The 17,973-nt window shown below is 43.8% G+C and carries 28 protein-coding genes and 1 tRNA gene; 2 read left to right on the top strand and 27 right to left on the bottom strand.

The features are described from left to right. Window positions 1-12: 12 nt before the first annotated feature. The 20 genes from rpmD to rpsJ all read right to left on the bottom strand — a co-directional run bounded on the left by rpmD (window position 13) and on the right by rpsJ (window position 8,699). A complete protein-coding gene (gene rpmD, locus B5F08_RS06280) occupies window positions 13-183 on the bottom strand; it encodes a 50S ribosomal protein L30 (protein WP_087377495.1) in 171 nt (56 codons plus the stop codon). A gap of 18 nt (window positions 184-201) precedes the next feature. Next, on the bottom strand, window positions 202-699 hold the full coding sequence (gene rpsE, locus B5F08_RS06275) for a 30S ribosomal protein S5 (RefSeq protein ID WP_087377493.1): 498 nt from the start codon (window positions 697-699) through the stop codon (window positions 202-204). A gap of 18 nt (window positions 700-717) precedes the next feature. Continuing rightward, the gene (gene rplR, locus B5F08_RS06270) at window positions 718-1,077 is read right to left on the bottom strand and encodes a 50S ribosomal protein L18 (RefSeq protein WP_087377491.1); all 360 of its coding nucleotides are present in this window, start codon (window positions 1,075-1,077) and stop codon (window positions 718-720) included. Between the two features lie 19 nt (window positions 1,078-1,096). Continuing rightward, window positions 1,097-1,645 (bottom strand): 50S ribosomal protein L6, encoded by a 549-nt coding sequence (gene rplF / locus B5F08_RS06265; protein WP_087377489.1) that lies wholly within the window; start codon window positions 1,643-1,645, stop codon window positions 1,097-1,099. A gap of 14 nt (window positions 1,646-1,659) precedes the next feature. Next, window positions 1,660-2,058: a 30S ribosomal protein S8 gene (gene rpsH, locus B5F08_RS06260; RefSeq protein WP_087377487.1), complete on the bottom strand. Its 399-nt coding sequence runs from the start codon at window positions 2,056-2,058 to the stop codon at window positions 1,660-1,662. An 18-nt stretch (window positions 2,059-2,076) separates the two neighbouring features. Further along, window positions 2,077-2,262 (bottom strand): type Z 30S ribosomal protein S14, encoded by a 186-nt coding sequence (locus tag B5F08_RS06255; protein ID WP_087377485.1) that lies wholly within the window; start codon window positions 2,260-2,262, stop codon window positions 2,077-2,079. Window positions 2,263-2,274: 12 nt separating this feature from the next. After that, entirely contained in the window at window positions 2,275-2,814 is a 540-nt protein-coding gene (rplE, locus tag B5F08_RS06250; RefSeq protein ID WP_087377483.1) for a 50S ribosomal protein L5, read from the bottom strand. Between the two features lie 15 nt (window positions 2,815-2,829). Then, window positions 2,830-3,150 carry a 50S ribosomal protein L24 gene (rplX, locus tag B5F08_RS06245; RefSeq protein WP_087377481.1) on the bottom strand — a complete coding sequence of 107 codons (321 nt, stop codon included), beginning with the start codon at window positions 3,148-3,150 and terminating at the stop codon, window positions 2,830-2,832. A 15-nt stretch (window positions 3,151-3,165) separates the two neighbouring features. Continuing rightward, on the bottom strand, window positions 3,166-3,534 hold the full coding sequence (gene rplN, locus B5F08_RS06240; RefSeq protein ID WP_087377479.1) for a 50S ribosomal protein L14: 369 nt from the start codon (window positions 3,532-3,534) through the stop codon (window positions 3,166-3,168). Window positions 3,535-3,572: 38 nt separating this feature from the next. Next, a complete protein-coding gene (gene rpsQ / locus B5F08_RS06235; protein WP_087377477.1) occupies window positions 3,573-3,830 on the bottom strand; it encodes a 30S ribosomal protein S17 in 258 nt (85 codons plus the stop codon). Window positions 3,831-3,847: 17 nt separating this feature from the next. Continuing rightward, entirely contained in the window at window positions 3,848-4,051 is a 204-nt protein-coding gene (rpmC, locus tag B5F08_RS06230) for a 50S ribosomal protein L29 (protein WP_087377475.1), read from the bottom strand. Continuing rightward, on the bottom strand, window positions 4,051-4,476 hold the full coding sequence (rplP, locus tag B5F08_RS06225) for a 50S ribosomal protein L16 (RefSeq protein ID WP_087377473.1): 426 nt from the start codon (window positions 4,474-4,476) through the stop codon (window positions 4,051-4,053). The genes rpmC and rplP overlap by 1 nt, the downstream gene beginning before the upstream one ends. Then, window positions 4,476-5,144, bottom strand: a complete 669-nt coding sequence (gene rpsC / locus B5F08_RS06220) for a 30S ribosomal protein S3 (RefSeq protein ID WP_087377471.1) — start codon at window positions 5,142-5,144, stop codon at window positions 4,476-4,478. The genes rplP and rpsC overlap by 1 nt, the downstream gene beginning before the upstream one ends. 18 nt (window positions 5,145-5,162) lie before the next feature. Next, complete coding sequence (gene rplV, locus B5F08_RS06215; RefSeq protein WP_087377469.1) at window positions 5,163-5,498, bottom strand: 50S ribosomal protein L22; 336 nt, start codon at window positions 5,496-5,498, stop codon at window positions 5,163-5,165. Between the two features lie 21 nt (window positions 5,499-5,519). After that, the gene (gene rpsS, locus B5F08_RS06210; RefSeq protein ID WP_087377467.1) at window positions 5,520-5,795 is read right to left on the bottom strand and encodes a 30S ribosomal protein S19; all 276 of its coding nucleotides are present in this window, start codon (window positions 5,793-5,795) and stop codon (window positions 5,520-5,522) included. A 26-nt stretch (window positions 5,796-5,821) separates the two neighbouring features. Then, window positions 5,822-6,655 carry a 50S ribosomal protein L2 gene (gene rplB / locus B5F08_RS06205; protein ID WP_087377465.1) on the bottom strand — a complete coding sequence of 278 codons (834 nt, stop codon included), beginning with the start codon at window positions 6,653-6,655 and terminating at the stop codon, window positions 5,822-5,824. A gap of 83 nt (window positions 6,656-6,738) precedes the next feature. Next, window positions 6,739-7,032, bottom strand: a complete 294-nt coding sequence (gene rplW, locus B5F08_RS06200; RefSeq protein ID WP_087377463.1) for a 50S ribosomal protein L23 — start codon at window positions 7,030-7,032, stop codon at window positions 6,739-6,741. Then, a complete protein-coding gene (gene rplD / locus B5F08_RS06195; protein ID WP_087377461.1) occupies window positions 7,029-7,652 on the bottom strand; it encodes a 50S ribosomal protein L4 in 624 nt (207 codons plus the stop codon). The genes rplW and rplD overlap by 4 nt, the downstream gene beginning before the upstream one ends. Window positions 7,653-7,672: 20 nt before the next feature. Beyond that, window positions 7,673-8,305 (bottom strand): 50S ribosomal protein L3, encoded by a 633-nt coding sequence (gene rplC / locus B5F08_RS06190; protein ID WP_087377459.1) that lies wholly within the window; start codon window positions 8,303-8,305, stop codon window positions 7,673-7,675. An 82-nt stretch (window positions 8,306-8,387) separates the two neighbouring features. Next, window positions 8,388-8,699 carry a 30S ribosomal protein S10 gene (gene rpsJ / locus B5F08_RS06185; protein WP_087377457.1) on the bottom strand — a complete coding sequence of 104 codons (312 nt, stop codon included), beginning with the start codon at window positions 8,697-8,699 and terminating at the stop codon, window positions 8,388-8,390. A 500-nt stretch (window positions 8,700-9,199) separates the two neighbouring features. Between rpsJ and B5F08_RS06180 the strand changes: the two genes are divergently transcribed. Next, window positions 9,200-9,715, top strand: a complete 516-nt coding sequence (locus B5F08_RS06180) for a cob(I)yrinic acid a,c-diamide adenosyltransferase (RefSeq protein WP_087377455.1) — start codon at window positions 9,200-9,202, stop codon at window positions 9,713-9,715. Between the two features lie 640 nt (window positions 9,716-10,355). Here B5F08_RS06180 and B5F08_RS06175 read toward each other — a convergent pair. From B5F08_RS06175 to B5F08_RS06145, 7 genes are all read right to left on the bottom strand, one after another. After that, on the bottom strand, window positions 10,356-11,027 hold the full coding sequence (locus B5F08_RS06175; protein ID WP_087377454.1) for an acyltransferase: 672 nt from the start codon (window positions 11,025-11,027) through the stop codon (window positions 10,356-10,358). A 12-nt stretch (window positions 11,028-11,039) separates the two neighbouring features. Further along, window positions 11,040-11,612: a phosphatase PAP2 family protein gene (locus tag B5F08_RS06170; RefSeq protein WP_242968320.1), complete on the bottom strand. Its 573-nt coding sequence runs from the start codon at window positions 11,610-11,612 to the stop codon at window positions 11,040-11,042. Between the two features lie 168 nt (window positions 11,613-11,780). Then, window positions 11,781-12,938, bottom strand: coding sequence for a 3-phosphoglycerate dehydrogenase family protein (locus tag B5F08_RS06165; RefSeq protein WP_087377452.1), 1,158 nt, complete (start codon window positions 12,936-12,938; stop codon window positions 11,781-11,783). Further along, a complete protein-coding gene (gene serC, locus B5F08_RS06160) occupies window positions 12,931-14,016 on the bottom strand; it encodes a 3-phosphoserine/phosphohydroxythreonine transaminase (protein WP_087377450.1) in 1,086 nt (361 codons plus the stop codon). Before serC ends, B5F08_RS06165 begins: the two co-directional genes overlap by 8 nt. 180 nt (window positions 14,017-14,196) lie before the next feature. Beyond that, on the bottom strand, window positions 14,197-15,129 hold the full coding sequence (gene pyrF / locus B5F08_RS06155) for an orotidine-5'-phosphate decarboxylase (RefSeq protein ID WP_087377448.1): 933 nt from the start codon (window positions 15,127-15,129) through the stop codon (window positions 14,197-14,199). Between the two features lies 1 nt (window position 15,130). Further along, complete coding sequence (locus B5F08_RS06150) at window positions 15,131-16,402, bottom strand: dihydroorotase (RefSeq protein ID WP_087377447.1); 1,272 nt, start codon at window positions 16,400-16,402, stop codon at window positions 15,131-15,133. Further along, window positions 16,399-17,520, bottom strand: a complete 1,122-nt coding sequence (locus B5F08_RS06145) for a hypothetical protein (RefSeq protein ID WP_087377445.1) — start codon at window positions 17,518-17,520, stop codon at window positions 16,399-16,401. The genes B5F08_RS06150 and B5F08_RS06145 overlap by 4 nt, the downstream gene beginning before the upstream one ends. A gap of 236 nt (window positions 17,521-17,756) precedes the next feature. Between B5F08_RS06145 and B5F08_RS06140 the strand changes: the two genes are divergently transcribed. Further along, window positions 17,757-17,833, top strand: a tRNA-Pro gene (locus tag B5F08_RS06140). The last annotated feature ends 140 nt before the right edge of the window (window positions 17,834-17,973 follow it).

The following is a 17,973-nucleotide window of genomic DNA, read 5'->3' as shown; positions in this document are numbered from 1 at the left end:
CTCCTTGATTGATTAACCTTCAACTACCTCGATGAGGTGGATTATTTTTGCTACTTTGCCTTTTGTCTGAGCGTTGTCTGGCTGTGTTGTAACATCGCCGATTTTCTTAAGACCCAAAGCATGGGCAGTTGCGATCTGATCCTTTTTAGCTCCGATGAGGCTCTTAACTAATTTGATTTTCATTTCGTCAACCCCCGTTTATTATAAAATTTCTTTTACAGACTTGCCACGGATTGCAGCAACTTCTTCTGCTGTACGAAGAGCCTTAAGTCCCTCGAGTGTAGCTCTAACTACGTTGCATGGGTTGTTTGAACGAAGAGCTTTTGTTCTGATATCTTTGATACCTGCTGCTTCAACAACGGCACGCACTGGACCTCCGGCGATAACTCCTGTACCGGGAGCAGCCGGCTTCATCAAAACTCTGCCTGCACCGTACTCACCGATAATTTCGTGTGGGATTGTTGTGCCTCTGAGAGAAACCTTAATAAGGTTCTTCTTAGCATCCTCAATGCCCTTGCGGATAGCATCCGGAACTTCGCCTGCTTTACCGATACCGAAGCCTACTGTTCCGTTCTCGTCGCCTACAACTACCAAAGCTGCAAACTTGAAGATACGTCCGCCCTTTACTGTTTTAGATACGCGGTTGATAGCAACAACGCGCTCTTTCAAATCCAATGTTCCTGCGTCAATAATTGCCAAAGTTATTCCTCCCCTTCCTTAGAAATTGAGGCCGCCCTCACGGGCGCCTTCGGCCAATTCCTTAACACGGCCGTGGTAGATGTTGCCGCCTCTGTCGAATACAACATCAACTATATTCTTCTCTGCTGCACGCTGAGCAATGAGCTTGCCTACTGCACGTGCTGCCTCTTTGTTACCGCCGTTTCCTTCGATGCTCTTGTCAAGGCTAGAAGCTGAAGCAAGTGTAACACCGTTAACGTCATCTATAAGCTGTGCATAGATGTTGTTAGTGGAGCGGAATACACAAAGGCGTGGACACTCTGGTGTGCCGCTTATTTTACCACGAATTCTCTTGTGGCGATTCAAACGAGCTTTTTTTGTATCAGGTCTCTTTACCATTAGTCATTTCCCTCCTTAATTACTTCTTGCCGCCCTTACCGGCCTTGCCTTCCTTGCGGCGGATGTGTTCGTCCACATACTTAATACCCTTGCCCTTATATGGCTCTGGTGGACGCTTCTCTCTAACTTCGGCAGCAAACTGACCAACCTTTTGCTTATCTGCGCCGTGGATGATAATTTTATTTGGGTTTGGAACTTCGATTGTAATATCGTCTGTATCCTCAATGATAACCGGATGTGAGAATCCAAGGTTCATTGTAACTGTCTTACCCTGCTTCTGAACACGGTAACCAACGCCGTTAACATCCAGTTCCTTCTTGTAGCCCTCAGTTACACCGATCATCATATTGTGGATAAGTGTTCTTGTAAGACCGTGAAGTGAACGGTTAAGCTTGTCGTCATTTGGACGCTTAACTTCGATAATGCCGTTGTTGATTTCTACCAGCATGTTTGGGTGTACATTCTGAGTGAGTGTACCCTTAGGACCCTTTGCTGTGAGAACGCCGTTTTCGAACTTAACTTCTACACCGGCGGGAATATTTATAGGTTTTCTTCCAATTCGAGACATTTTCGCACCTCCTATTACCAAATATATGCGAGAACCTCGCCGCCTACGTGCTCTTTGCGAGCCTCTCTGTCAGTCATGATGCCCTTAGAAGTTGAAATGATTGCAATTCCAAGGCCCTTCATAACCTTTGGCATATTCTCTACATCGCTGTATATACGCAAACCTGGCTTTGAAACTCTCTTAAGGCCGGAAATAACTGGAGTTTTGCCCTCGCCGTATTTCAAAACAACCTTGATCATGCCCTGCTTGCCGTCTTCGGTTACTGTAAAGTTTTTGATGTATCCTTCATCAAGAAGAATCTGGCAGATAGCCTTCTTCATGTTTGATGCTGGGATTTCAACACTGTCATGCTTTGCTGTGTTTGCATTACGAATTCTAGTAAGCAAATCAGCGATGATATCTGTACTCTGCATACCGTTTACCTCCTCTGATTACCAGCTTGCCTTTTTTACACCGGGAATCTCGCCCTTGTAAGCGAGTTCTCTAAAGCAAATACGGCAAATTCCGTACTTACGGAGGTAGGCGTGTGGTCTACCACAGATTTTGCATCTTGAATATTCTCTTGTGGAATATTTCTGAACTCTCTGCTGCTTAACTTTCATAGCAGTCTTAGCCACAACAATTCCTCCTTACTTCGCAAATGGTGCGCCCATAAGTGTCAAAAGCTCACGGGCTTCTTCGTCTGTAGTTGCAGTGGTTACGAAGCAAATGTCCATACCACGTACTTTGTCGATCTTATCGTACTCAATTTCAGGGAAGATGAGCTGTTCCTTAAGACCCATGTTGTAGTTGCCTCTGCCGTCAAAGGAGTTAGCGTTAATTCCTCTGAAGTCACGAACTCTTGGGAGAGCTACGTTGAAGAGTCTGTCCATGAACTCATACATTCTGTCGCCTCTGAGAGTAACCTTAGCGCCGATTGCCATACCCTCACGAAGTTTAAAGTTAGCAACTGACTTTCTTGCACGGCAAACCATTGGCTTCTGACCTGTGATTGCTGCAAGATCTGTGCAGATAGCGTCGATAACCTTAGAATTATCTTTAGCCTCGCCTGCACCTACGTTGATAACGATTTTATCAAACTTTGGAATCTGCATCACACTCTTATAAGAGAACTTTTTCATAAGAGCAGGTGCAACTTCTTTAGCGTATAACTCTTTAAGTCTTGCCATTTCTTAATCCTCCTATTAAAGTGCTTCCTTACATTTTGCACAAACTCTAGCCTTTGTGCCGTCTTCGTAGGTCTTATATGCAACTCTTACTGCCTTGTTGCAGTTAGGGCAGTAAAGCTGTACCTTGCAAGCGTAGATTGCGCCCTCAGCATCAACGATGCCGCCCTGGTCGCCCATCTTTCTTGGCTTAACATGCTTGTGAACCATGTTGCACTTCTCTACGATAACTTTACCTTCCTTAGGGCTAACTGCAAGAACCTTGCCCTTTTTGCCCTTGCTCTTTCCGCTTATAATTACAACGGTGTCGCCTGTTTTTACATGAAGTTTCTTATTCATCTGCTGACACCTCCATTAAAGTACTTCCGGAGCCAAAGAAAGAATCTTCAGATAATCCTTATCACGAAGCTCTCTTGCTACCGGTCCGAAGATACGAGTACCCTTAGGGTTCTTATCTTCCTTTATAATTACGGCTGCATTCTCATCAAAACGAATGTAAGTGCCGTCCTCTCTGCGTACGCCCTTTGCAGAACGTACAACAACTGCCTTTACAACGTCGCCTTTTTTAACAACGCCGCCGGGTGCTGCTTTCTTAACGGAAGCAACGATTACGTCGCCTATATTGGCATACCTTCTTCTGGTTCCGCCGAGAACACGAATGCACATAAGTTCCTTAGCGCCGGTGTTATCGGCAACCTTGAGGTAAGTTTGCTGCTGAATCACAGTGCGTTCCTCCTTTTCTCAAAGCCCAATAAACGGAATTATTTAGCTTTCTCTATAATCTCGACGAGTCTCCATCTCTTATCCTTAGAAAGAGGACGGGTCTCCATAACTTTTACACGGTCACCAACACCGCACTCATTGTTTTCATCATGTGCTTTGAGTCTGACTGTGCGCTTAACGATTTTATTGTAAAGCTTATGCTTAACGCTATCTTCGATTGCTACAACGATTGTCTTATCCATCTTGTCGCTTACAACCTTGCCGATAGCTACTTTTCTCATGTTTCTTTCGCTCACTGCTATGCCCTCCTCAATTATGCTCTTGTATTCTCAAGCTCAAGCTGGCGAAGAACTGTAGAAACTCTTGCAATGTCCTTCTTAACTGCCTGAATACGCATTGGATTCTCGAGCTGGTTAATGGCAAGCTGAAAACGAAGATTAAAAAGCTCTTCCTTGAGCTCCTTGAGCTTTAATTCAAGCTCGTTTACAGACAATTCTCTGAGTTCTTTTGCTGTCATTATTGCTCAACCTCCGTTTCCTCTTTCTTTACAAACTTACATTTAATAGGAAGCTTCATAGCTGCAAGACGCATAGCCTCTCTAGCTGTAGCCTCGTCAACACCTGCAAGCTCGAACATAACTCTGCCCGGCTTAACAACTGCTACCCAATACTCAGGTGAACCTTTACCGGAACCCATTCGAGTTTCAGCAGGCTTCTCTGTGATTGGCTTATCCGGGAATATCTTAATCCAAACTTTACCGAATCTCTTGCAGTAACGTGTCATAGCGATACGGGCAGATTCGATCTGGTTTGATGTAATCCAGCTTGGCTCTAATGCCTGAAGACCATAATCACCGTAAGTAACCTTGTTGCCACGGTATGCTTTACCGGTCATACGACCTCTGTGTACTCTTCTGTACTTTACACGCTTTGGTAACAGCATTATTTATTGCCTCCTTCCCTGCGAGGTCTCTTCTTTACTTCGTTGAGAACCTCACCTTTGTACAGCCATACTTTAACACCGATCTTACCGTAGGTTGTGTCAGCCTCTGCAAAACCGTAGTCGATGTCTGCACGGATTGTCTGAAGAGGGATTGTACCCTCGTGATACTGCTCGGATCTTGCGATTTCTGCGCCGCCGAGACGTCCTGAACACTGAGTTTTGATACCCTTAGCGCCCAGCTTCATAGCTCTTCCGATTGCCTGCTTCATAGCACGGCGGAAAGAAATTCTCTTCTCAAGCTGCTGTGCGATGCTCTCTGCAACCAGCTGTGCGTTCAAATCCGGGGACTTAACCTCCACGATGTCGATTACAACAGCCTTGCCCAGCATTTTCTCGCACTGGAGTCTGAGCTTCTCTATCTCGCTGCCGCCCTTGCCGATAACCTTACCAGGCATAGCGCAGTGAATGTGAATTCTTACTCTTTTACCGTCACGCTCAATTTCGATTTTTGGCACGCCTGCACCTGCAAGCTGCTTCTTAAGAGTCCTGCGGAGGTTGTAATCCTCAACAAGAGTATCGCCAAAATCTTTCTTATTTGCAAACCAGCGTGAATCCCAATCTTTAATTACGCCTACACGCAAACCGTGTGGATTAACTTTTTGGCCCATAATCTTACCTCCTCCTCATTATTCTCTTTCCTTGAGCACAAGGGTAATGTGGGATGTTTTCTTGTTAATTCTAAATGCCCTGCCCTGAGCTCTCGGACGAATTCTTTTGAGGGTTGGGCCCTGGCTTACGCTGCACTCTGCAACGTAAAGTCTTGATACATCCATATCGTGGTTATTCTCAGCATTTGCCATAGCTGACTTGAGCAACTTTGAAAGTGGCTCGCAGGCGGCCTTTGGTGTCTGTGCAAGAATAGCCTTTGCAAGTTTTGCATCTTTGCCACGGATGAGATCCAAAACAATAGATACCTTGCGGGGTGAGATACGGACATAGTTTAAATATGCCTTAGCTTCCATTGCAATAACTCCTTCCGCCTATTACTTCTTAGATGTTTTTGAACCGGCATGGCCTTTGAATGTTCTTGTTGGAGCAAACTCGCCGAGCTTGTGACCAACCATATCTTCTGTTACATATACCGGAACGTGCTTGCGGCCGTCATGTACCGCAAATGTATGACCTACGAAATCTGGGAAAATTGTTGAGCTTCTTGACCAAGTCTTGAGAATTCTCTTCTCGCCAGCTTCGTTCATCTGCTGAATCCTTTTGAGCAGCACAGGCTGAACATAAGGACCCTTTTTTGTGCTTCTACTCATAATTTAAAGCTCCTTTCTGCCGCCTATTACTTACCGTTTCTACGCTTTACGATAAACTTATCAGAACGGTTGTGTGTCTTTCTTGTCTTATAACCAAGTGCAGGCTTACCCCACGGAGTAACAGGACCCGGACGTCCAACCGGAGATTTACCTTCACCACCACCGTGCGGGTGGTCGTTAGGGTTCATTACAGAACCTCTTACTGTTGGTCTCCAGCCCATGTTGCGCTTACGACCAGCCTTACCGATCTTAACGTTTTCATGGTCTGTGTTTCCTACCTGGCCGATTGTAGCCATGCAAGCATCAGGAACATTTCTAAGTTCGCCTGAAGGAAGTCTCAGAAGAGCCATTCCGTTCTCTTTAGCCATAAGCTGAGCCATGTTACCGGCTGCTCTAGCAAGCTGAGCGCCTCTGCCTGGGTAAAGCTCTACGTTATGGATAAATGTACCTGTAGGAATTGAGCTCAAAGGAAGTGCGTTACCAACCTTGATATCTGCATCCTTACCGGAAACTACTGTGTCTCCAACCTTGAGACCCTGTGGTGCGATGATGTATGCCTTCTCGCCGTCCTCGTACTGTACAAGAGCGATGAAAGCTGAACGGTTAGGATCGTACTCAAGTGTAAGAACCTTTGCCGGTACATCGAACTTCTGTCTTTTGAAATCTATGATACGGTACTTTCTGCGATTGCCGCCGCCTCTGTGGCGAACTGTAATTCTGCCGTAGCTGTTACGACCCGAGTTTTTCTTTACGGGAGCAAGCAGACTCTTTTCGGGGGCAACCTTTGAAAGACCTGAATAATCTGTAACCGACATGTTACGGCGTGCGTTTGTAGTCGGCTTATAAACTTTAATGGCCATTTGGTTTCACTCTCCTCATGATGGGCTTTGCGGGGACTGGCTTTCATCCCCATACATACTGCCTGTTATTATTTTTTACAGGCTTACATCATGCCTTCAAAGAATTCGATTGGCTTGCTGTCCTCTGTGAGGGTTACAACAGCCTTCTTCCAGCATCTTGTGTAGCCTTCGTATCTACCCTGGCGGCGAAGCTTGCCTCTTACGTTGAGTGTGTTAACCTTCTTAACTTTTACGTCCTTGAAGATTTCCTCAACTGCTTTAGCAATTTCAACCTTACCGGCGTTTTTGGCAACCTCAAAGGTGTACCTTTTTTCCATTATGCCCTGCATGCTCTTTTCAGTGATGATTGGGCGAATGATGATGTCATGTGCTATCATGCGTACACCTCCTCGATTTTGCTAACCGCATCCTTAACAATTACGAGCTTATCTGCATTGAGAATGTCGTATACGTTAAGTGTGTTAACCTGAGCGGTCTTAACGCCCTTGATGTTGCTTGCGGATTTGATAACCTTTGCATCAACCTCGGGCAGAACGATGAGAGCTTTCTTCTCGGCGCCAATGGCCTTGAGCATCTCTGCGATAACTTTTGTCTTATATGCGTCAGCCTTGATTGCATCGATTACGATGATCTCATTAGCTGCTGCCTTTGAAGAGAAAGCAGACTTCATAGCGAGTCTTCTTACCTTCTTATTAACTGTAAATCTGTAACTTCTTGGCTTCGGAGCAAATACGATACCACCGTGTGTCCACTGAGGAGCTCTTGTTGAACCCTGTCTTGCACGGCCTGTGCCCTTCTGTCTCCATGGCTTTCTGCCGCCGCCGGAAACTTCTGCTCTTGTCAGTGCAGACTGTGTACCCTGACGCTGATTAGCAAGATAGTTAACTACCATATGATGCATAACTGCTGCATTTGGCTCTATACCGAATACGGACTCAGCAAGATCGATTGTTCCAACCTGCTTGCCTGCCATATCTACTACTGCTACGTTTGGCATTTATAAATCCTCCTTCCCTTTTAAGCCTTAACGGTATCTTTAATTACTACTGTACCGCCGTTAGGGCCGGGGATAGCACCCTTGATGGCGATAAGGTTGTTCTCAACATCAACCTTAACAACCTGCAGGTTCTGTACTGTAACTCTCTCAGCACCCAAGTGACCTGCCATCTTCTTGCCCTTCCATACTCTTGATGGGTCAGAGCAAGCACCGATTGAACCGCCGTGACGAGCAACCGGACCTGAACCGTGTGTTTCCTTAAGTCTCTGGAAGTTCCATCTCTTAATTACACCGGCGTAACCTTTACCTTTGCTGGTACCTGTTACATCAACTCTGTTGCCTGCCTCAAAAGCGTCTACCTTAACAATGTCGCCTACCTTGTAAGCATCAACATCGTCAAAACGGAACTCTTTGAGAATTCTCTTTGGAGCTACATCAGCCTTCTCGAAGTGACCCTTCATTGGCTTTGTAACCTTGTGTGGCTTTAAATCGCCCCAGCCCATCTGAACTGCTGCGTAGCCATCGTTTTCAACTGTCTTAATCATTGAAACAACGCATGGACCTGCTTCAACGACAGTTACAGGAACTACAATTCCCTTTTCATCGAAAATCTGTGTCATTCCAACCTTTTTTCCGATTACTGCTTTTTGCATTTCTATATCCTCCTTATAAGGTTATTGGTTGGCTTTCGCCAACATGACCCTGTCTGCTTGTAGGTTGATATGCCTATTAAGATTAAAGCTTAATATCAATATCAACGCCGGCAGGGAGCTCTAAGCTCATAAGAGCCTCGACTGTCTTGTTTGACGGTCTTAAAATATCAATAAGACGCTTGTGTGTTCTCATCTCGAACTGCTCACGGCTATCCTTGTACTTGTGAACAGCTCTGAGGATTGTAACAACCTGCTTCTCTGTTGGAAGCGGAACCGGACCGGAAACTCTGGCACCTGTTCTCTTTGCTGTTGCAACGATTCTTTCTGCTGACTGATCAACCAACTGATGATCGTAGCTCTTAAGTCTTATTCTGATTTTTTCCTTGACTGCCATTGTCGTCGCCTCCTTAATTTTTAGTTGGCGGGCTTTTAAAATTCTTTCCACATTGCCGGGTGTTTCCTCTCACCCTAACAATAAACCCGTCTGGCTTTTATCAACCAACGGGTACTCACAGAAAAGCATTCGGACACAATACGACACAGCAACTCCTTATGTCGCAAAAACCCCGAATTTATTTCGTTATCGCCCGGTTTAAAATCGGACATACTCCACGGAAAAACCGGCTAACTGCCGCAACCTCCCGCTTCATCGCATATCATATATAGTGCAGTCACGCAGGTATTATTATACACTATGAACCCCTGTTTTTCAAGAAAAATCACAAAAATTATGCGAAAATATTTCATTCAATATGTATGATATTTTTGTATATTTTGTACATAATATTTTTAAGAAAATCTTCATCACCAAAGCTTGAAAAATAATCCATTTCCGTTTATCATATACATAATTCTATTGGTCTGGAAATATATTACGAAAAGGAGTATCTTTTTATGATACACATTTATTACGGCGACGGTAAAGGAAAAACCACCGCCGCAACAGGTCTTGCCGTAAGAGCAGCCGGCAGGGATTTAAAGGTTCTTTTTGTTCAGTTTTTAAAAACCATGTCAACAGGGGAACGAACATCTCTAAAGCAGCTTTCAAACATAACTCTTGCCCCATGTCCCGTGGAGCTAAAATTCACCTTTACCATGTCAGAAGAGGAAAAGGAGAACTGTGCCCGTCTTATGGGAGAGATTTTCCGAGTATCCGCTGAAAAATCCATAGTGGGCAAATTTGACATGATAATCCTTGATGAGCTTTTGACCGCTGTTTCCTTAAATATGGTATCCCATGCAGAGGTTTACGAGTTTCTTTCCAACGCCCCACAAACTCTGGAAATAGTTCTCACCGGTCATGAAGTCCCCGAGAAGTTTTCCGTTCTTGCTGACTACATCACCCATTTCGTAAACGAAAAGCACCCCTACCAGCGAGGCATCCCCGCCCGAGAAGGCATCGAATTTTGATTTTTATTTCCGACGTGCAAAAGTTTACCTATGAAATAAACACCTGCACACGTCGGGCGAGTCTTTTTGTTCCGCCGAGCTAAAGTTTTCTATAGATATCAACGCCAGCACTCGGCGGGCGAGTCTTTTTGTTCCGCCGAGCTAAAGTTTTCTATAGATATCAACGCCAGCACTCGGCGGGCGAAACCTTTCGTTGTACGCCTTAGAATGGCTCGCTTTCGATAGGGTTTAATCTTTTATTATTTTAATATATATAAAGTTTTTCATAAAAGTTAACGACAGCACTCGGCGGGCGAAACCTTTCGTTGTGCGCCTTAGAATGGCTTGCTCTTAATAGGGTTTGTTCTTTTAGCTTTAATATGTATATTATGGCTTTCTATTATATATAGTAACCGCTGCGCAAGTTGAGTGTTATTTTTCATTAAACATTATAATAATAAAAAAATGGCTCTGCACGAAGTTAACCGTGTCAGAGCCATTTTTTATTTCTAAAACCAAGGTCTCGTCCGACCTGTGTGGAAGTTAATTTTTATATCTTTCCTTTGCAGGTCGGAATCAAAAGTCTCGCCCGCCTTGAAACGATGTTTATTTCTACAACTAAGTTTTGCAAGGCGGAACTAAAAAAAGGCGGACAAAAAAATCATTTATCTTCTATGATAACTACTTCGTTTCTGTTCTTGTATATGCTGTGCTCGGGAACATAGCCACGAACCATTGAAAGAGGATAAACTCTTGTGCCTCTGCCGACAACTGTGCCCGGGTTCAAAACGCTGTTGCAACCGATATCCGCAAAGTCGCCCAGCATTGCGCCGAACTTCTTAACGCCTGTTTCAACCTTTTCTCCGTCACACATAACAGTAACAAGCTTTTTGTCTGATTTAAGATTTGAAGTGATTGCGCCTGCACCTGTGTGAGCCTTGTAGCCCAAAATGCTGTCGCCCACATAATTGTAATGAGGAACCTGAACCCCGTCAAAGAGCACTGCATTTTTAAGCTCTGTGGAATTGCCCACAACTGCTCCTGCTCCGACTATTGCGCTGCCTCTGATAAAAGCACAGTGGCGGATTTCCGCATTTTCGCAGATTATAAGTGGGCCGCCCAGATATGCTGATGGAGCAACCTTTGCGCTTTTTGCAACCCAGATATCCTCTCCCCTTTTCTCGTAAATCTCAGGGTCAAGAGTGTTGCCCAGCTTTACAATAAACTCCTTAATCTTCGGAAGAACTTCCCAGGGATAAACAGCGCCCTCAAAAAGATCTTTCGCAATAGTTTTGTCAAGGTCAAACAAGTTTTTAATCATCAATTTTTCCATGATAATCTCTCCTCATTTATTAAGGTTTAAATCTTTTTTGTCATCAAACAAATTATATTTTTTAAATACCCAAACTACAACCGATGCAAGCAAAATACCCCAGAGCATACCTGCCAATACGTCGGTGGGGAAATGCACATAATTGTACAGTCTGGAGAATCCAATCAAAGCGGCAAGAATCAAAGCTCCTATGCCCCACTTTTTATTCATACGGAAAATAACCGTAGCGCAGGCAAAGGATGAGCTTGTATGTCCTGACGGGAAACTGTAGGAAGACGGTCTGTCAACCAGCATATCCACCGCCAAATTTACATTGCAGGGTCTTACTCTTCCAATAAGATTTTTCAGAATCACTTCTCCGGAAAGCCAGGTCACAAGCATAGCCAAAAGACCGGCAATCGCCCACATTCTGGTCTTTTTAGGAAAAAGCATACCTATGCAAATTACAATCCAAACAATGCCGGCTTCACCTATTGCACTTAAAAAAGGCATAAGGAAGTCAAAAAAAGGATTTCTAAGATTCTGCTGTATAAAATCCAGAATACCAAAGTCAATATTTGTCACATTTTGAATAAAAGTTTCCAAGTATTCACCTCCAACCAATAAAAGGATATTACAAGAGGCATTATACCACAGTTTATATTCAATTTAAAGTGTTAGTTTTCTAAATATTTGCTAAGTTATTGATTTTCTGCATATTTTAAAAACAAAAAAGCTGTACGGAAAACCCATACAGCTTTTTATTATTTATAATCAGATAACTCTTACTCTGATAACTCCTTCGATTGCCTCGATGGATGCCTTTACAGCCTGGTCTGCGCCTGTTGCGTCAACAACTGTATAAGCATACTCACCCTTGCTCTTGTTCTCCATACCCTCAACGTTTGCACCGTTTGATGTGATGCAGTCGAGAATCTGTGTGAGCATCTTAGGAGCATTCTTGTGCATTACGCAGAAACGAATATCTCCGGATCTTGCCATTGAAAGTGCAGGATAGTTAACGGAATTTGTGATATTTCCGTTCTCAAGATAATCCTTAATCTGGTCTGCTGCCATAACAGCGCAGTTGTCCTCGCTCTCAGGTGTAGATGCGCCAAGGTGAGGCATAACGATGATGTTTTCCTCGCAGAGGATATCATCTGTAGCAAAGTCTGTTACATAGCATGCGATTTTTCCTGACTTAACTCCTGCAAGGATATCTGCGGAATTAACAAGACCGTCACGGGAGAAGTTGAGAATTCTAACTCCGTCCTTCATCTTTGCGATTGTAGATGCGTTGATTCCCTCTCTTGTTGAATCGTTGAGAGGAACATGAACTGTAATGTAGTCGCACTCTGCATAAATCTGATCTACTGTCTGTGCGTGCTTTACGTTGTGTGAAAGCTTCCAAGCAGCGTCAACAGAGATGTATGGATCATAACCCAAAACTTCCATGCCAAGGTCAGCAGCAGCGTTAGCAACGAGAATACCGATTGCACCAAGTCCGATAACGCCAAGCTTCTTACCCTTAATTTCAGGGCCTACAAACTGGCTCTTGCCCTTTTCAACCATCTTGCCAACTGCGTCGCCGTTGCCCTTGAGTGTCTTAGCCCACTCAATACCTGCAAGAACCTTTCTTGAGCTCATGAGCAAGCCTGCGATAACAAGCTCTTTAACTGCGTTTGCGTTTGCGCCTGGTGTGTTGAATACAACGATACCCTCTTCTGCGCATTTTGCAACAGGGATGTTGTTTACGCCTGCGCCTGCTCTTGCGATAGCAAGAAGAGTTTCAGGCATTTCCATATCGTGCATAGCGGCAGAACGTACAAGAACTGCGTCAGGATTTGCTACGCTGTCTGAGCAAGCATAATTGTCGCCCAGTCTGTTTGTGCCAACTTTTGCAATTTTATTTAAAGTTAATATATTATACATTTCTCTCTTCAAACTCCTTCATAAAGGCTACAAGCTTCTCAACGCCCTCGATTGGCATTGCATTGTAGATAGAAGCTCTCATACCGCCAACTGAACGGTGGCCCTTGATATTAACAAAACCGTGTTCTGTTGCCTCTTTAACAAACTTTGCGTCCATGTCTGCATCGCCTGTTACAAACGGAACATTCATCAAAGAACGGTCCTCAGGAACAACTGTGCCCTTGAAAAGTTTAGAGCTGTCAAGGAAATCATAAAGGATTTTAGCCTTTTTCTCGTTGTACTCTTTCATCTTCTCAAGTCCGCCCATTTCGTTCTTAATCCACTCAAGAACAAGCTTTGCAATATAAATTGTGTAGCAAGGAGGTGTATTGAACATAGAACCGTTGTCGGCGTGTGTCTGATAGTTGAACATTGTTGGTGTAATGTCCATAGCGTGGCCGATAAGGTCTTCTCTGATGATAACAACTGTAAGACCTGCAGGAGCCATGTTCTTCTGTGCGCCTGCATAGAGAACGCCGAACTTAGAAACGTCGATTGGCTGAGAAAGAATGCAGGAAGAAATATCAGCTACAAGAGGAACATCTCCTGTGTCAGGAATCTCGTGATAAACTGTTCCGTAGATTGTATTGTTCATGCAGATATGGAAATAGTCTGCATCCTTTGTAAAGGTTGAAGGGTCAAGCTTTGGAATATAAGAGAAAGTCTTGTCTTCGGAGGAAGCAACGATGTTTGCCTTTCCGTAACGTGCGCCTTCCTTGTATGCTTTTTTAGCCCACTGACCTGTGATAACATAGTCGGCCTTGCCGCTCTTTGTCATAAGGTTCATTGGAACCATTGCAAACTGAGATGAAGCGCCGCCCTGGAGGAACAAAACCTTGTAATTGTCAGGTATGTTCATAACTTCTCTCAAAAGAGCCTCTGCTTCTTTAATGATTGCGTCATACACCTTGCTGCGGTGTGACATTTCCATTACAGACTGACCGCTGCCCTGATAGTCCAGCATCTCGTCAGCTGCTTTTCTGAGTACAGACTCAGGAAGCATAGAGGGGCCTGCCGAAAAATTGTATACTCGTGCCATTATTATCTACTCCCTTAAATAAGTTTTGACGCTTACCTCGTGAAAATTTTAACGAGAAAGCATGATACTCGATTGGAATAATTATATTCCTTTTATGCCATTTAGTCAATAGAAAATGGTCATTTTGCTTAAAATATCCTGCTGTTTTTTCGTATTTTCATATATTTATTGGATATCAAATCAGAGCTTCATTTCTCCTACTACAGCTCTGATATCATCTCTCATTCTTATAGCTTCTCTTCTTGCTGCCATTGCGTAATCTTCCTCCGGGCAGCCTTCCTTTTTCCATGCGCACATAATAGCACGGCTGGAGTTAACGATTGCGCCTATACCGTTCTTATCAAAAGCGTGCTTTATATCCTGAGCGCCGCCGCCCTGTGCGCCGTAGCCGGGAACAAGGAAAAATGTTCTTGGAAGCTCTCTTCTAAGCTCCTCAAGCTGTTCCGGATATGTTGCGCCTACAACTGCGCCTACGCCTGAGTAACCGTACTTGCCCGGGAGAGATTCGCCCCAGTTTTCGCACATCTTGCCCATGTGGAGGTAGATTGTCTCGCCGCCTGTGAGCTGAAGATTCTGGAGTTCTCCTGAGCTTGGGTTTGAAGTTTTAACAAGAGCGAAAATACCCTTGTCGCCCTTTTTGCAGATGTCAACCAAAGGCATAATACCGTCAGAACCAAGATATCCGTTTACTGTGAGAGCGTCGCCGCCGAAAGCCTCACAAGCTTCACCCTCGATATCTGTTGTGCCAAGGTGAGCTGCTGCATAAGCTTCCATTGTTGAGCCGATATCGTTTCTCTTACCGTCTGTGATTACAAACATTCCCTTGCTCTTAGCATATTCGATAGTTCTTGCAAGTGTTCTTACACCCTGCCAGCCGTACATTTCATAGTATGCTGCCTGTGGCTTAACTGCCGGAACGATATCGCAAAGAGCGTCAATAAGTCCCTTGTTGTACTCAAAGAGAGCCTCTGCTGCGCCCTCAAGGGTCTTTCCGTACTGTGCATATGCCTTTTCCTTGATGTAGGAAGGGATGTAGTCAAGCTTAGGGTCAAGTCCTGCTACAGTTGGATTCTGTTTCTCCACAATATTTTCAATCAGTCTGTCAAATGCCATTTTATATTCCTCCAAAAACTATTTTTCCATCTAAGATGGTATATTCAACCTTACCGTAAAGTTCTCTGCCTTTAAACGGGGTGTTTTTACTTTTTCCGTGAAGCTTCTCCGGGTCTACCGTCCACTTCTTGTCAAGATTTATAAGGGCAATATCTGCGCTTGCGCCTACTTTGATTTCTCCTCCCTCAATTCCCAGAATTTTTGCCGGGTTTGTGCTCATTTTCTTTACAAGCTCGCACAATGTAATCTCTCCAGTTTTAACCAATGCGGTATAGCTGGCTGAAAATGATGTTTCCATACCTATTGAGCCGTTTGGAGCTTTTTCAAAATCTGATTTCTCCTCCGGTGTATGTGGCGCATGGTCTGTTGCTATTGCGTCCAGTGTACCGTCCTTGAGTCCCTCAATAACAGCAAGTCTGTCCTTTTCGGTTCTCAACGGCGGATTCATTCTAAAGTCCGCATCACGGGAAAGAAGCTCTTTTTCTGTAAATGTTACATAATGAGGGGCTGTTTCTCCTGTCACCTTAACGCCTCTGTTCTTTGCGTCCCTGATAAGGGCAACGGATGTGGCTGTACTTACGTGACAAATGTGTACAGGCACATCATAAGCGGCGGCAAGGGCAATTTCTCTTGCTGTTCCGCAGTCCTCTGCGGCGGCCGGAATTCCTTTTACGCCCAGAGCCTTTGAAACCTCTCCCTCGTTGATTTTACCGCCCTTGGCAAGGAACAAGTCCTCACAATGGGCAACAACCGTCATATTGAGTTCCGGCGCCTTTTTCATTGCTTCGGCAAGGATTGCTGTGTTTTCAACAGGTCTTCCATCGTCAGTAAGTCCGACTGCTCCCGCCTTTGCCAAAGCTTCCAAATCTGTAGCCTCGTGGCTTTCAAGTCCCTTTGTTATACTTGCGGCAACATAAACCTTTGCGTCCGCTCCTTTAGCCTTATTTAAAACATATTCAACAGTTTCGGGATTATCTGTTGTAGGCAGTGTGTTCGGCATAGCCAATAGAGAAGTAACTCCTCCAGCTGCGGCTGCCTTACAGCCTGTTATAATATCCTCTTTCTGAGTCTGTCCCGGGTCTCTCAGATGAACATGTATATCCACAAATCCCGGCACAGCCACAAGGTTCTCACCGTCGATAACCTTGTCAGCCTCCTGAACATGGGTGTAAAGCTCTTTTATCTTTCCGTCTTCCACCAATATAGAGCATTTTTCCTCTTTTTCTTTCTCAGGCAGTACCGCATAACAGTTTTTAATAAGAAGGGTACTCAATTTTCATCATCACCTTTCTGCTGGTCGTCAAATACATTATATTCTTCGGCGTTTTTAAAAGCTTCAAGGGATTTTTCCCTTTTCTCCGCCTGTTTTTTCTCCTGTCTTTTTTCAAAGAAATTCTTTTTCTTTTCCTTGGGTTCGGGGACATTGTTTTCCCCTTTGTTATCAAAGAATTTGTCCAGGTACTCCTCTTTTTTGCCTTCTTCAGCCTTGGAGTCCGTTTCCTTATCCTTTTTATTTTCCTTTTTATTTTTTTCCTCGCTTATAGCTTCGTCTATGCTCTTTGTAACATAATCGTGCTTTTCAGCATGTTTAGCCCTTACAACCATAAGGTCGTCTGCTTCCTGACCGTCAATATATGAGGGAAGTTTGCGGCTGCTGCTGGCTGTGATTTCCATATTGTTTTTCTTTCTGTTTTTTAATATTATCACAAACAAAATTACAACCACTGCACAAAGAAAAGCGATAAGCAGAGTTAAAATCATATTTCCGGTAAACACACCTGTATCGGGTTCTCTTATTTCAACGGATTTTAATATAGAGTCAAACTCGTTTCTCTCTGTTTGAGTGAGGGCAGAGCCTGTCTTTTGAATAACTATGTTATAGTTCATTCCGTTTTCAACCACATTCCCCTGTATTCCGTAAACATCAACCCCGCTGGCTGTGCTTTGAAATTCCAGAGAAATCATCTTGAGCTGACCTAACTCCGTTACTTTTGCTTCTTTGTACATTTCCGAAGCCATAAAACCCTGCTGAATAGTTTCCAGCTGGCTTTCATCAAGATTATTGTAGCTGACAATTTCTTTGCTGGACTCATCTATATTCATGGTAACAGCTATAATCTTCGTATTATCGCTGTTATAGCCCTGTAAATAAACATTCGATTTTCCCAGATTGGTCATTACACTGTCGTAATCCAAACCCACCTGCTCAAATACCGGATCGTCAGATGGAGTATCTCTCATAATAATTCTGTATTCGTTAGGTATATCAATTTTCAGACCTATGCTGTTTATCTCGTAAGACATTAAAACCGCAAAACCGCTTACCGCAGAAATAACAAGAAGCAAAGCGGCAATAAATAGGGATACAAAAGCTTTTGAAAGTTTTTTCAATAAAACCACCTCTTTTAATATCAGGGATAAATTGATAACAGTGTATTCTTTTTAATTATAACCCTTTTGCACAAAAAACACAAGTAAAAACGCTTAAAAGAGGGAGATAATAGATTATTCGCCATAAAACGCTTTAAAAACAGGCAAAAATATTTTTTAAAACTTTTTTCAAAAAAAGCTTGACAAAACCACAAAGAGCATATATAATAATAGACGTTGTCAGCACCGACAAATATCGAGGTGTGGCTCAGTTTGGTAGAGCGCTTGGTTTGGGACCAAGATGCCGCAGGTTCGAATCCTGTCACCTCGACCACTAAAAGCAAGGAAACCGATACAAATGTATCGGTTTCAGCCTGTCGAAAAAGCTCAGCTTTCGCTGGGCTTTTTTCGATAAAAGTGGTAAAATAGAAGCAGGTGATAAAAATGATAGAGAAAAACAGAAAAAACAGAGAG

This window comes from Anaeromassilibacillus sp. An172, from assembly GCF_002160515.1.
Classification (GTDB): Bacteria; Bacillota; Clostridia; order Oscillospirales; family Acutalibacteraceae; genus Limousia; species Limousia pullorum.
The sequence above is the reverse complement of the archived record's forward strand: the minus strand, read 5'-3'. Positions and strand labels throughout refer to the sequence as shown.

Coding starts and splice junctions, on each gene's coding strand:
- rpmD (WP_087377495.1), bottom strand. CDS start 183: ATGAAAATCAAATTAGTTAAGAGCCTCATCGGAGCTAAAAAGGATCAG.
- rplR (WP_087377491.1), bottom strand. CDS start 1,077: ATGGTAAAGAGACCTGATACAAAAAAAGCTCGTTTGAATCGCCACAAG.
- rplF (WP_087377489.1), bottom strand. CDS start 1,645: ATGTCTCGAATTGGAAGAAAACCTATAAATATTCCCGCCGGTGTAGAA.
- rpsH (WP_087377487.1), bottom strand. CDS start 2,058: ATGCAGAGTACAGATATCATCGCTGATTTGCTTACTAGAATTCGTAAT.
- rplE (WP_087377483.1), bottom strand. CDS start 2,814: ATGGCAAGACTTAAAGAGTTATACGCTAAAGAAGTTGCACCTGCTCTT.
- rplX (WP_087377481.1), bottom strand. CDS start 3,150: ATGAATAAGAAACTTCATGTAAAAACAGGCGACACCGTTGTAATTATA.
- rpmC (WP_087377475.1), bottom strand. CDS start 4,051: ATGACAGCAAAAGAACTCAGAGAATTGTCTGTAAACGAGCTTGAATTA.
- rplP (WP_087377473.1), bottom strand. CDS start 4,476: ATGCTGTTACCAAAGCGTGTAAAGTACAGAAGAGTACACAGAGGTCGT.
- rpsC (WP_087377471.1), bottom strand. CDS start 5,144: ATGGGCCAAAAAGTTAATCCACACGGTTTGCGTGTAGGCGTAATTAAA.
- rplV (WP_087377469.1), bottom strand. CDS start 5,498: ATGGAAGCTAAGGCATATTTAAACTATGTCCGTATCTCACCCCGCAAG.
- rpsS (WP_087377467.1), bottom strand. CDS start 5,795: ATGAGTAGAAGCACAAAAAAGGGTCCTTATGTTCAGCCTGTGCTGCTC.
- rplB (WP_087377465.1), bottom strand. CDS start 6,655: ATGGCCATTAAAGTTTATAAGCCGACTACAAACGCACGCCGTAACATG.
- rplW (WP_087377463.1), bottom strand. CDS start 7,032: ATGATAGCACATGACATCATCATTCGCCCAATCATCACTGAAAAGAGC.
- rplD (WP_087377461.1), bottom strand. CDS start 7,652: ATGCCAAACGTAGCAGTAGTAGATATGGCAGGCAAGCAGGTTGGAACA.
- rplC (WP_087377459.1), bottom strand. CDS start 8,305: ATGCAAAAAGCAGTAATCGGAAAAAAGGTTGGAATGACACAGATTTTC.
- rpsJ (WP_087377457.1), bottom strand. CDS start 8,699: ATGGCAGTCAAGGAAAAAATCAGAATAAGACTTAAGAGCTACGATCAT.
- B5F08_RS06180 (WP_087377455.1), top strand. CDS start 9,200: ATGATACACATTTATTACGGCGACGGTAAAGGAAAAACCACCGCCGCA.
- B5F08_RS06175 (WP_087377454.1), bottom strand. CDS start 11,027: ATGGAAAAATTGATGATTAAAAACTTGTTTGACCTTGACAAAACTATT.
- B5F08_RS06165 (WP_087377452.1), bottom strand. CDS start 12,938: ATGTATAATATATTAACTTTAAATAAAATTGCAAAAGTTGGCACAAAC.
- serC (WP_087377450.1), bottom strand. CDS start 14,016: ATGGCACGAGTATACAATTTTTCGGCAGGCCCCTCTATGCTTCCTGAG.
- pyrF (WP_087377448.1), bottom strand. CDS start 15,129: ATGGCATTTGACAGACTGATTGAAAATATTGTGGAGAAACAGAATCCA.